This is a genomic window from Pseudomonas sp. SWRI92 (assembly GCF_014268685.1).
Lineage (GTDB): Bacteria > Pseudomonadota > Gammaproteobacteria > Pseudomonadales > Pseudomonadaceae > Aquipseudomonas > Aquipseudomonas marvdashtae.
Genome location: NZ_JABWQY010000012.1, coordinates 137,305 through 150,267 on the forward strand (window position 1 = coordinate 137,305; position 12,963 = coordinate 150,267).

The 12,963-nt window shown below is 61.3% G+C and carries 6 protein-coding genes; 5 read left to right on the forward strand and 1 reads right to left on the reverse strand.

Annotated features, from left to right (window positions below; translation table 11 throughout):
- Positions 1-260 precede the first annotated feature (260 nt).
- The 4 genes from ptsP (at position 261) to HU762_RS18870 (ending at position 7,477) form a co-directional block, all read left to right on the forward strand.
- The gene (gene ptsP, locus HU762_RS18855; protein WP_186639552.1) at positions 261-3,125 is read left to right on the forward strand and encodes a phosphoenolpyruvate--protein phosphotransferase; all 2,865 of its coding nucleotides are present in this window, start codon (positions 261-263) and stop codon (positions 3,123-3,125) included.
- Positions 3,125-4,066: a 1-phosphofructokinase gene (gene pfkB, locus HU762_RS18860; protein WP_186612154.1), complete on the forward strand. Its 942-nt coding sequence runs from the start codon at positions 3,125-3,127 to the stop codon at positions 4,064-4,066. Before ptsP ends, pfkB begins: the two co-directional genes overlap by 1 nt.
- Before the next feature lie 13 nt (positions 4,067-4,079).
- On the forward strand, positions 4,080-5,825 hold the full coding sequence (locus HU762_RS18865; protein WP_186639554.1) for a PTS fructose-like transporter subunit IIB: 1,746 nt from the start codon (positions 4,080-4,082) through the stop codon (positions 5,823-5,825).
- 110 nt (positions 5,826-5,935) lie between these two features.
- Positions 5,936-7,477, forward strand: a complete 1,542-nt coding sequence (locus HU762_RS18870; RefSeq protein ID WP_186639556.1) for an alkaline phosphatase D family protein — start codon at positions 5,936-5,938, stop codon at positions 7,475-7,477.
- Between the two features lie 48 nt (positions 7,478-7,525).
- Here HU762_RS18870 and HU762_RS18875 read toward each other — a convergent pair whose 3' ends face one another.
- Positions 7,526-10,051, reverse strand: a complete 2,526-nt coding sequence (locus HU762_RS18875; protein WP_186639558.1) for a sulfite reductase flavoprotein subunit alpha — start codon at positions 10,049-10,051, stop codon at positions 7,526-7,528.
- A gap of 601 nt (positions 10,052-10,652) precedes the next feature.
- Here HU762_RS18875 and HU762_RS18880 point away from each other — a divergent pair.
- Entirely contained in the window at positions 10,653-12,887 is a 2,235-nt protein-coding gene (locus tag HU762_RS18880; RefSeq protein WP_186639560.1) for an alpha-xenorhabdolysin family binary toxin subunit A, read from the forward strand.
- The last annotated feature ends 76 nt before the right edge of the window (positions 12,888-12,963 follow it).

The following is a 12,963-nucleotide window of genomic DNA, read 5'->3' on the forward strand; positions in this document are numbered from 1 at the left end:
CCCGACAATGAAGGCTCATCCTACCCGATTCCCGGCGATGGTCATCCTGCGAGCCGTTTCGACAAGTTGCACTTCAAGGATGAGAGATTATCGAGTAACGTGCCAATCTTTCTAGATTAAACGTTTCAGCAAGCGTATTTTCAAGGCTCTCAGGATTTTTGGCCGCACTGCCGCGATACCGCCAAAAGCTGTCCTGCAACGCTAAGCTGATTCATTCAAAACAATACCTGGCGCCCACCGGACGCCAAAAAGGAGAAAGCATGCTCGAGCTCACTCTAGAGCAGATATCCATGGCCCAGGTGGCTGTGGATAAAGACGCCGCGCTGCAATTGCTCGCTGACAAACTGGTGGCCGATGGCTTGGTAGCCGAGGGCTATCTTGCCGGGTTGCAGGCCCGCGAGGCCCAGGGCTCGACCTTTCTTGGCCAAGGTATTGCAATCCCCCACGGTACCCCGCAAACCCGCGACCTGGTGTATTCGACTGGCGTGCGCTTGCTGCAATTTCCCGAGGGCGTGGATTGGGGTGACGGTCAGATCGTTTACCTGGCCATTGGCATTGCGGCCAAATCCGATGAACACCTGCGCCTGCTGCAACTGTTGACCCGCGCCCTCGGCGAGACCGACCTGGGCCAGGCTTTGCGCCGCGCCGGCTCCGCCGAAGCCTTGTTGAAGCTCTTGCAAGGTGCGCCGCAGGAACTGGCGCTGGACGCGCAAATGATCGGTCTTGGCGTGTCGGCCGACGATTTCGAAGAACTGGTGTGGCGTGGCGCTCGCCTGTTGCGCCAGGCCGATTGCGTGAGCAACGGTTTTGCCGGTGTGTTGCAGCAGGTCGAGGCGCTGCCATTGGGCGACGGCCTGTGGTGGTTGCACAGCGAACAGACCGTCAAGCGTCCGGGCCTGGCCTTCGTCACGCCGGACAAACCGATCCGCTACCTCGGCCAGCCCCTGAGTGGATTGTTCTGCCTGGCCAGCCTCGGCGAGGCCCACCAGGCCTTGCTGGAAAGACTCTGCGCTTTGCTGATCGAAGGTCGTGGCCATGAACTGGGCCGTGCCACCAGCAGCCGCAAGGTCCTGGAAGTGCTCGGCGGCGAGTTGCCCGCCGACTGGCCCAGCGCACGCATCGGCCTGGCCAATGCCCACGGGTTGCACGCGCGTCCGGCGAAAATTCTCGCGCAGTTGGCGAAAAGCTTCGAAGGCGAGATCCGTGTGCGCATCGTCGACGGCCAGGACAGCGCCGTGTCGGCCAAGAGCCTGAGCAAATTGCTGAGTCTGGGCGCCCGTCGCGGCCAGGTCCTGGAATTCATCGCCGAGCCGAGCATTGCCGCCGATGCGTTGCCGGCGCTGCTGGCAGCCATCGAAGAAGGCCTGGGTGAAGAGGTCGAGCCGCTGCCGCCTCCGAGCGCGCCGCGAGAGACGCCCATGGCTGAAATCGCCAGCGTGATGCTCGCGCCGGAACCCGGGAGCTTGATCCAGGCTGTCGCCGCCGCACCGGGTATCGCCATCGGCCCGGCTCATATCCAAGTGTTGCAAGACATCGACTACCCGCTGCGCGGCGAGTCACCGGCCATCGAGCGCGAACGGCTGCAAAAAGCCTTGAGCCAGGTTCGCCGCGACATCGAAGGCTTGATCGAACGCGCGAAGGCCAAGGCCATCCGCGAGATCTTCATCACTCACCAGGAAATGCTCGACGACCCGGAACTGACCGACGAAGTCGACACCCGCTTGAAGCTCGGTGAGAGCGCGCAAGCGGCGTGGATGGGCGTGATCGAAGCCGCGGCGAAAGAGCAGGAAGCCTTGCAGGATGCGTTGCTTGCCGAGCGTGCGGCCGATTTGCGCGACGTTGGCCGTCGTGTTCTGGCGCAACTGTGCGGACTCGAGACGCCGCCGGAACCCGAACAACCCTACATCCTGGTGATGGACGAGGTCGGCCCGTCCGATGTGGCTCGCCTGGACCCGGCCCGCGTGGCGGGGATTCTCACCGCCCGTGGCGGCGCCACTGCCCATAGCGCGATTGTCGCCCGTGCGTTGGGCATCCCGGCGCTGGTGGGCGCTGGGGCCGCGGTGTTGTTGCTGGCGCCGGGCACCTCCTTGCTGCTGGACGGTCAGCGCGGTCGCCTGCACGTCGACCCGAATGCCGCCACGTTGCAGCGGGCCAAGGAAGAACGCGACACCCGCGAGCAGCGCCTCAAGGTCGCCGCCGAGCAGCGGCATCAGCCGGCGGTGACCCGTGACGGTCACGCGGTGGAGGTGTTTGCCAACATCGGCGAAAGCGCCGGCGTCACCAGCGCGGTGGAGCAGGGCGCCGAAGGCATTGGCCTGTTGCGCACCGAACTGATTTTCATGGCCCACAACGAGGCCCCGGACGAAGCGACCCAGGAAGCCGAATACCGCAAGGTGCTCGACGGCCTCGCCGGTCGGCCGCTGGTGGTACGTACCCTCGACGTGGGCGGTGACAAGCCGCTGCCGTACTGGCCCATCGCGAAAGAAGAAAACCCCTTCCTCGGCGTGCGCGGCATTCGCCTGACCTTGCAGCGCCCGCACATCATGGAAGCGCAGTTGCGCGCGTTGCTGCGTTCGGCGGACAACCGTCCGCTGCGGATCATGTTCCCCATGGTCGGCAGCGTCGATGAATGGCGCCAGGCCCGGGACATGACCGAGCGCCTGCGCCTGGAAATTCCCGTGGCGGACTTGCAACTGGGGATCATGATCGAAGTGCCGTCCGCCGCGCTGCTGGCGCCGGTGCTTGCCAAGGAAGTCGATTTCTTCAGTGTCGGCACCAACGACCTGACCCAGTACACGCTGGCGATCGACCGCGGTCACCCGACCTTGTCGGCCCAGGCCGATGGCTTGCATCCGGCGGTGCTGCAATTGATCGACATCACCGTGCGGGCCGCCCATGCCCACGGCAAATGGGTGGGCGTATGCGGCGAGCTGGCCGCGGACCCGCTGGCGGTGCCGGTGCTGGTGGGCCTGGGCGTGGACGAACTGAGCGTTTCGGCCCGCAGCATTGCCGAGGTGAAGGCGCGGGTTCGCGAGCTGAGCCTGGCGCAAGTACAAACCCTGGCCCAAGAGGCATTAGCCGTGGGCAGCGCCGATGACGTGCGCGCATTAGTGGAGGCGCTGTAATGGCGAAGATTCTTACCCTGACCCTCAACCCGGCGCTCGACCTCACGGTGGAGTTGGCGCGCCTGGAACCGGGCCAGGTCAACCGCAGCGACGCCATGCACGCCCACGCCGCCGGCAAGGGTGTGAACGTGGCCCAGGTGTTGGCCGATCTCGGCCACACCCTGACGGTCAGCGGCTTTCTCGGCCAGGACAACGCCCAGGTGTTCGAGACGCTGTTCGCCCAGCGGGGCTTTGTCGATGCCTTTATCCGCGTCCCCGGCGAAACCCGCAGCAACATCAAGCTGGCCGAGCGGGACGGGCGCATCACCGATCTCAACGGCCCGGGGCCGGTGGTCGATGAAGCCGCGCAGCAAGCGTTGTTGACGCGACTGGAGCAAATCGCCCCCGGCCACGATGTGGTGGTCGTGGCGGGCAGCTTGCCCCGTGGCGTCAGCCCGCAATGGTTGCAGGCGCTGATTACGCGCTTGAAACGACTCGGCCTGAATGTGGCCCTCGACACCAGTGGCGAGGCCTTGCGCGTGGCCTTGGCGGCTGGGCCTTGGCTGATCAAGCCGAACACCGAGGAGCTGGCCGATGCGCTGGGCTGCGAGGTGGTCACGGAGTTGGCTCAAGCCCAAGCGGCCGAGCGGCTGCATGCCCAGGGCATCGAGCACGTGGTGATTTCCCACGGCGCTGACGGGGTCAACTGGTTCAGTGTCGGCGCGGCGCTGCACGCCTCGCCGCCCAAGGTCAGCGTCGCCAGCACCGTGGGCGCCGGGGATTCGTTGCTCGCCGGAATGCTGCATGGATTGCTCAGCGCCGACACCCCGGAGCAGACCCTGCGCACTGCCACGGCCATCGCCGCCATGGCGGTCACCCAGATCGGTTTTGGCATCCACGACACCGCGTTGCTGGCGTCGCTTGAACAGGGCGTGCGCGTGCGCCCCCTGACAGAACAATAAGAGGGTTCGCAAGATGAAATTAGCCATTGTGACGGCCTGCCCGAACGGCATGGTTACCAGTGTGTTGTGCGCCCGCCTGCTGGATGCGGCGGCCCAGCGCCACGGCTGGAGCACCAGCGTCGAAGTCCATGACGCCGCCCATCCGGAGCGTCAATTGTCAGCCGCCACGCTTGAAGCGGCCGAGTGGGTGTTGCTGGTCGCCAGCGGCCCGGTGGACTTGTCGCGGTTCGTCGGCAAGCGCGTGTTCCGCAGCACCCCGGCCGTGGCTTTGCAAGACGTTGATGCGGTGCTACGGCGCGGCGCCGAAGAGGCCCGGGTGCTGGCCGAAGCCGACTTGCTCGCCGAGGAACCGCTGGCGTCGACGGAGCGCGCCCCACGCCTGGTGGCGATCACCGCTTGCCCGACCGGCGTTGCTCACACTTTCATGGCCGCCGAAGCCTTGCAGCAGGCCGCCGCCCGATTGGGCTACGACCTGCAAGTGGAAACCCAAGGCTCGGTGGGTGCGCGCAATCCCCTCAGCTCCCAGGCGATTGCCGAGGCTGACGTGGTGCTGCTGGCCACCGATATCGAAGTCGCCACCGAGCGCTTCGCCGGCAAGAGAATCTACCGCTGCGGCACCGGCATCGCCTTGAAACAGGCCGAAGCCACGTTGCAAAAAGCCTTGGCCGAAGCCCAACAGGAAACCGCTGCGAGTGGCGCGTCCGGGGGGCCGGCGAAGGCGGAAAAAAGCGGTGTCTACAAGCATCTGCTAACCGGCGTGTCGTTCATGCTGCCGATGGTGGTGGCCGGTGGCTTGATGATCGCCTTGTCGTTCGTGTTCGGCATCGAGGCCTTCAAGGAACCAGGCACCCTCGCGGCGGCGCTGATGCAGATCGGCGGCGACACCGCGTTCAAACTGATGGTGCCGCTGCTGGCGGGCTACATTGCCTATTCCATTGCCGACCGGCCGGGCCTGGCGCCAGGGATGATCGGCGGGATGCTCGCAAGCACCCTCGGCGCTGGCTTCATTGGCGGGATCATCGCCGGCTTCCTGGCTGGTTATGCGGCCAAGGCGATCAACCGCTACGCGCGCCTGCCCCAGAGCCTGGAAGCGCTCAAGCCGATCCTGATCATTCCGTTGCTGGCGAGCCTGTTCACCGGCCTGGTGATGATTTACATCGTCGGCAAACCGGTGGCGGGCATGCTTGAAGGCCTGACCCACTTCCTCGACAGCATGGGCACCACCAACGCGATCCTCTTGGGCGTGCTGCTGGGGGCGATGATGTGCGTCGACCTTGGCGGGCCGATCAACAAGGCTGCCTATGCGTTTTCGGTGGGGTTGCTGGCGTCGCAAAGTTACGCACCGATGGCCGCGACCATGGCCGCCGGCATGGTGCCGCCAATTGGCCTGGGCATCGCCACGTTCATCGCCCGCCGCAAGTTCGCCAAGACCGAGCGCGAGGCTGGTAAAGCGGCGTTGGTGTTGGGGCTGTGCTTCATTTCCGAAGGGGCGATTCCGTTCGCCGCCAAGGATCCGTTGCGAGTGATCCCGGCCAGCATCGCCGGTGGCGCGTTGACCGGTGCGCTGTCGATGTATTTCGGCTGCAAGCTCATGGCGCCCCACGGCGGGTTGTTCGTGATGCTGATCCCCAACGCCATCAACCATGCGTTGCTGTACTTGCTGGCGATCGTCGCGGGCAGTCTGGTGACGGCGGTGGCGTACGCGCTGCTCAAGCGGCCGGAAATGGTAGAGATGGCGATGGAGCCGGCCAAGGCCTGAACCAACCATCCGCGTGGGGGCGGGCGGGCAAGCCGCTCCCGCCTCTTCTCACCTCTGTCACATCCGATTCACACAGCCATGCTTAAGTTTTTCCATTTGGGAGAAACTTCATGAGCGAATTCGACCTGGGCCGTCGCCGAGTGATGCAAGCCGCGGGCGCGGGGTTGTTGTTGCCCGGATTGGCGCCGGCGGTGATAGCGTCGGTCAAGGATCGACCATTACTCACCGACGGCGTGCAGTCCGGCGACTTGCAGGGCGACCGGGCGATGATCTGGAGTCGCAGTGATCGTCCCTCGCGGATGGTGGTGGAATGGGACACCCGTAGCCAGTTTTCCAATCCTCGACGCTTTGTCTCGCCGTTGGCTGACGGCCGCAGCGATTTCACCGCCCGGGTCGAACTCACCGGCCTGCCGCCCGACCAGGCGATTTTCTATCGGGTACATTTCGAAGACGCCCAAAGCGGCGTGGCCAGCGAGCCCTGGCTCGGTCATCTGCGCAGCGTGCCGCAGCTCAAGCGCAACATCCGTTTTGTCTGGAGCGGCGATACCGTCGGCCAGGGCTTCGGCATCAACCCGGACATTGGCGGCATGCGCATCTACGAAGCCATGCGCCTGCGCCTGCCAGATTTTTTTATCCACAGCGGCGACACCATCTACGCCGACGGCCCGGTGCCTGCGCAGCTTACCGCCGAGGACGGGCGTATCTGGCGCAACCTCACCACCGAGGCCAAGAGCAAGGTGGCCGAGACGCTGGACGAGTATCGCGGCAACTACCGCTACAACCTGATGGACGAAAACGTGCGCCGCTTCAACGCCGAAGTGCCGCAGATCTGGCAGTGGGACGATCACGAGGTGGTCAATAACTGGTCGCCCGGCAAGCAACTGGACGAGCGCTACCAGACAAAGGATATCCACAGCCTGGTAGGTCGTGCGCGGCAAGCGTGGCTGGAATACGCGCCGATGCGCTTGCAAAAAGGCGATGGCGCAGCACGTATCTACCGCAAGCTCGGTTATGGGCCGATGCTGGATGTATTTGTACTGGACATGCGCAGCTACCGTGAAGCCAATGATGCCAATCTCGGCGCGGCCAAACCTTTCCTCGGCCGTGAGCAACTGGATTGGCTCAAGCGTGAACTGAAGCAATCCCGGGCGCAGTGGAAAGTCATCGCCGCCGACATGCCCATCGGCCTCGGCGTGCCGGATGGCGAGGTCAGCCCTGGCGTGCCGCGCTGGGAAGCGGTCGCCAACGGTGACCCGGGCGCTGCCCAGGGGCGCGAGGTGGAAATTGCCGAGTTGCTCGGCTACTTGCGCAAACATCAGCTGCGCAATTACGTCTGGCTCACGGCCGATGTCCATTATTGCGCCGCCCATCACTACCACCCCGAACATGCCGCGTTCCAGGATTTCGAACCGTTCTGGGAGTTTGTCGCGGGGCCGCTGAATGCCGGCAGTTTCGGGCCTAACGCCTTGGACAAGACCTTCGGCCCTGAAGTGGTCTTCCAGAAAGCTCCGCCGGCCCAGAACACTTCGCCGTTTGCGGGGTATCAGTTTTTCGGCGAGGTGAACATCGACGGGCAGAGCGGGGAGATGAGCGTGGTCTTGCGGGATCTGGAAGGGACGGCGGTGTTCGAGAAAAAGTTGCAGCCGGTTTGAGTGCACGGATCGTTCCCACGGGCGCGTGGGAGCGATCAGTAAACCACGTCAGTAGACGTCCCGCCGATACCGACCCTGCTCGATCAGCCGTTCCACTTCCTCGCGCCCCAGCACCAGGTTGAGCACATGATCGACCCCCGAGGCCATTCCTTTCAGGCTGCCGCACACGTAGATCACCGCGCCGTCGGCCAGCCATTGCTTGAGCAGCGCCGCCGATTCCAGCAGGCGGTCCTGGACGTAGATTTTCCGTTCCTGATCCCGTGAGAACGCCAGGTCAAGGCGTTCCAGATCGCCGGAGGTTACCCATTCCTGCAGCTCATCGCGGCAGTGGAAATCGTGCTCGCGGTTGCGCTCGCCAAACAACAGCCAGTTGCGCTGCATGCCTTCGTCGACGCGGGCCTTGAGCAAGCTGCGCAGGCCGGCCAGGCCGGTGCCGTTGCCCAGCAGAATCATCGGCACGCCTTGGGGCGGCAAATGGAAGCTGCTGTTGCGCCGCACCCGCAGACTGATGGCGCTGCCCAACGGTGCATGTTCGGTGAGCCAGCCGGAGCCGACGCCCAGGCTGCCATCGCCATGGCGTTCCTGGCGCACGATCAGCTCCAGTACACCGTCGGCCGGGATCGATGCGATGGAGTATTCGCGCATGCCGAGAGGCGCCAACGCGTCCACCAGGGCTTGGGCGTGCAAGCCCACCAGATGGGTGCGATTTTCCGGCAGTTGGCGCGTCGCGAGGGCTTGTTCGAGCGTCTGCTGCAAACCATCGACCTGCACCCGAGCGAGCCCGGCGATGCCCAGGCCATCGAGGAAATGTTCGATGGCCCACGGCTCGTTGCGTGGCAGGACTTCCACCAAGTCGCCGGCCAGCCAACTGCTCGGGCTGGGGGCGGTGAGGCCCAGCAGGTAGACGCCCGAACCGCTGCTGTCGGGATTGAGCAGGGTGCGTTGGCTCAGCGTCCAGTTCTCGAAGCTCGGTGGCTGCCAGGTATTCGCCGGGGCCTGGCCGGTCAATTCGGCCAGTTGCTGTTGCCAATGACGCAAGGCGTAAGGGTCGCCGCTGTCGACTTCCACCGGCGCGAACAACGTCTTGCCGCCGTGTTCCGCCAGCCAGGCGTGCAGGCGCCGAGCGAAGCCGCAGAAGTTTTCATATTGCCGGTCGCCCAGGCCCAGCACCGAGTACTGCAGGCTTTCCAGGCTCAGGGCGCGGCCCAGCACCTTGCGCTCGAAGCCGCGAGCGCTGTCGGGGCCCTCGCCGTCGCCAAACGTACTGACCACGAACAAGGCACGGGTGGAAGTGCTCAGGTCCTGCTCGCTGACGCCGGCCAGCGGCCGGACCTTTACCGGCAACCCGGCGGCCTGCAGTTGGCCGGCAGTCTGCCAGGCCAGTTGTTCGGCGAAACCGCTCTGGCTGGCGAAGCCGATCAGCCACGCCGGGGCATCGCCGGGAGGGCTGGCGAGCGCTTGGCGAGCCTGCCGGACCTGGCGTTTTTTGCGCCGACGGTCCAGGTACAGCAACCAGCCGGTGATGAAAAACAGCGGCATGGCCAGGGCGGCGACGGTCACCAGAATCCGTCCAACCAGGCCGAAATAGCTGCCGACATGCAGCGCATAGATGCTGGTCAGCAGTTGCGCCTTGAAGCTTTTATCGCTGTAGCGGCTGTGACGGCTGATCACACCGGTGGCCGGGTCGAGCATGATCTGGTTCAGCGCCCGGTCGTGGGGTGAGTTCTTCAGCAGATAGAACACTGTCGCCGGTTCACCCGCCACCGGCGGCATGCGCACGTTATACGCGGACAGGCCGGGACCGGCGGCGCTGTAGATGCTGCTCCACATCGCCCGATAATCGGCGATCGGCGCCGGGCCGCTCGGTGCGGGACCACGGGTGCGCACGCGCTCTTCGTTGGGCGAGTCGGAGAGCAGGCGGGTCACGCCTTTGTTGTACCACTCGTAGGACCAGGTCAGCCCGGTCAGTGCGGCCAATAGATAAAAGACCAAGCACCAGGTGCCCGCAACCGAATGCAGGTCCCAGTTGAAGCTGCGGCCCTTCTTCGCCCAATCGAGGGTCAGCCAGGCGCGCCAGTTTTTCCACTGGCGCGGCCAGCGCAGGTACAGCCCGGACAGGCAGAAGAACACCAGGATCAGGGTACAGGCGCCAGTGATCTGCCGGCCGATGTCGTCCAGAGTCAGGACCCGGTGCAGCCTGAGCATCAGGCCGAAGAAGTCCTGGCCCACCACTTCGCCCATGAACTGCGCGTTGTAGGGATTGAAGTAGCGAATCGGCCCGCGTTTCTCTCCGGGCGGGGCCGTGAAAATCGCCCGCGCGGCGTTGCCGCTGTCGGTCTCGACCCAGAGCATGGCGACGGTCTTGCCGGTCGCGGCTTCAATTTGTTCCACCAGTTCGGCGGGCGGCAGCACGCCAGCCGGTTGCTTCTCAACCGTCAAAACCTGAGGGTTCAGCGCCCGCAGGATCTCGTCCTGGAACGACACCACCGCACCGGTAACGCCCATCAACGCCAGGACCAGCCCGGCACTGATGCCGAAGAACCAGTGCAACTGGAACAGGGATTTCTTCAACATGTCGCCCGCCTTGTTCATTCGTTACATTCATCACGGCGTGCATTATGCCGTGTGTTATCGAGAACCATTCATAAACACACCAAAAAGTCCCGGTACATTTGCGCGAGCGGTTTTTTTGCCTACCGCTTTCCCTGTGGCGAGGGAGCTTGCTCCCGCTCGGCTGCGCAGCAGTCGTCACCCAAGAAGGGGGGCGCTTTGCGGCCCAGCGGGAGCAAGCTCCCTCGCCACAGGAATCGGGGCTGGCTTAGAAGTGAAAGTTGGTGCCCAGCAAAGCGCTGCGCAGTGCGAATCATGCTGAACTACGCACCATGGCCTGTGCCTATCGGCGTTGATCGCTCAGTTGACCGGCGGTCACAATTACCGTAACTCGACCTGCCGTCTGTCTTTTTTCGCTGAGAAATTTTGCGGCGATAAAAGCAGGCGGTTTCCGGTTTTAGAATTTTAATAAGTCGAGTCAGATGATTTGCTCTTTGGCGTGTCTGGGTGTTTTGTTTGTTAATACTTGAGGTGTTGTGAGGTGTCGCAGCAATGCCCTAGAGTCTTCTTGCTCGCTGTGGTAATTGATGTAATAAATAATGATTAACTTAATGACAGGAAGTCTATGATGGGATTCAAATTGGAAGATGAGGTTGTCGAGGCGGCCGTCGACGCGCCAAAAGTGTTTGTTGAAGCGTCTCTGGGTGAGGATGGCCAGTACAACAGGGAACCGGGAATTCAACTGACCAAGGAGCAGATCATCAGCCTGAGGAAGTATGAAGTGCTGGGGTTGTCGCTTCCTTATCGAATAAATGATGTGGTGGCTTACTTGAATTACGGGGCTGGAGATACAGGCGGTCCAGGATTGCGGGCCATGGATTTTTTGGACACGTTCACCGCTACGTATGATCATGCCCGGCGTTGGTCGCCGCTGCGTGAACAAATTCAGCTGACAGGAGCTGAGTTGGAAGGTTTTGCTAATGTCATCATTCAGTACGGTGACTCGCTTGATGAAGTCTATCGCGAACATAAGTCTTCAGGGTACTTGGAAGAGCATGATATCAATACGGTTGAAGATTATCTTAGGCTCCAACTTGACCTTCCCCATCTGCCGCGGGTGGAACTGTCGTCGGGTGATACTCAGGATATAGAGTACTATCTTAACCAGATACTCATTGGGGTTAGATCCCGACAGGCGCGGGCGCAAGCTGTACGGTCGGCGTTGGACAGTTTCGGAACCGACATGCGGGAATTGGTTTTGCCTAAAATAAAAGTGCGCCTGAAAGCAGTCAGTGAGAACACTTATGAGAAGCAGGTCCAAGACATACAAGAAGAAATCGACCAGCGTGCCGATGAGATTGATGAACTCAATAAACAATACGCCGATATGGTTAAGGAGGCTATCGTCGCTGCAGCGACCCTGAATATCGGTGGACTGATCTTAGGTATCTACCAAGGCGTGCAGGCAGAAAAATTACGCAAGCGGCGTAACGAGCTCAAGGATGCTCAAGATGGTGCTATTCAGAAACTTGGCAGTAAAAATCAGACGCTCAGTTCTTTGAATCGAGTACGAGGTGATCTTCAAAATCTAAGCAGTGTCACGATTGAGGCTGAAGCAGCGACGCAGAACCTGATGTTGGTCTGGAGTGCGCTTAGCCAATACATCGAAGATTCTCTTAACCAAGTCGATAAGGTGCGAGATGCGCCGACCCTGAGGTCATTCAACAATACTCTAAAAGCAGTGGTCAGGCCTTGGAGGCAAGATATTAGCCTTGCTTCCAAGGCCCTGAACGCAATTTTTGAAGAGGCTCAACGGGAAATTGATGCCGATAATTTTATCAAAGGAAGGATGACGGAAATGTATTCGATATCGGACGACTTGGACTATCCGAGTGTAAATATTACGGCGATGGTTGGTTATAATTCAGACGTTCAACGCTTCAGGACGCAGACGCAGCACCTTGCTGATCGGCATGATTATTTGCCAGACGTGGTGGATAGGATGATTAAGCTGGCGACCGCTATCAATGGTAAGACGTACGCTCTACGCGTCAGCACACAGACGGCAAAAATTGCCCTGGAAGCTGCAGACGAGGCTCTCAAAGACTATCAAGAGGAGTTTGAAGATGCAGACACGGACGGCCTTAAGCAGGAAATCCGGGCGGACATGGAGAAGAGTCTTCGTGAGGTATTTCGTAAAATAAGCGAGCAAGCCATTGAGCTGAAAGAGATTCAACTTAATCTCAGCGTGCGCTACGACAGGGACGCATCAAAGCAGTGGGTGATTGCGTTGGAGAAGGATCGGGAATTTGCAGAAGAACAAAAAAATCGAGCTGAAGCTAAACGTGCTGAATTAGTCGTACGGATGAAGGAAGTGTCCGATGCGATTGATTTGCTCGGGAGAAGTGGCATCGAGAGAATTGGTCAGGAGGCCCAGTTGACAGCTGAGCGCCTGATGGAGATGGCCTTGACGCCTCCTCAACTGCAAATTGCAGTGGAGGCTATGAAAATTCTGAAAAAAGCGATCGCTGGTTTGGGTGAAACTCTCTCCTATCTCAATATGGTTGCCGGGTACAACACTCTTACCGAGAGGGCGAGTGAGCTGAGGGTGCAAGTAGAAAACAGCAGTCGGGAGATTTCCGCGGCTCAAGGAAAAATAGACTTGGTCGAGAGTATGGATGGCTTGGACGGTGTCCGCTGGGATTACATTAAGGAATTTTCCAATGTAGTTGCTGCCTTCGAAATATTCTCAAGCGTCTTCGAGCGAGAAGAAACGCTGCCTGTCGAGGATCATGTCAGCAATGCGCGCGCCGTTATTCCCGGTATCCTTCGATATCTGCGCCCCCTATATCAGCAATAAGAGTCGACATGGAGCCGGCGTGAGCTGATCGATGTATTCATATTAACGGTGGCGGCCCGAGAGGCCGCCATCATCA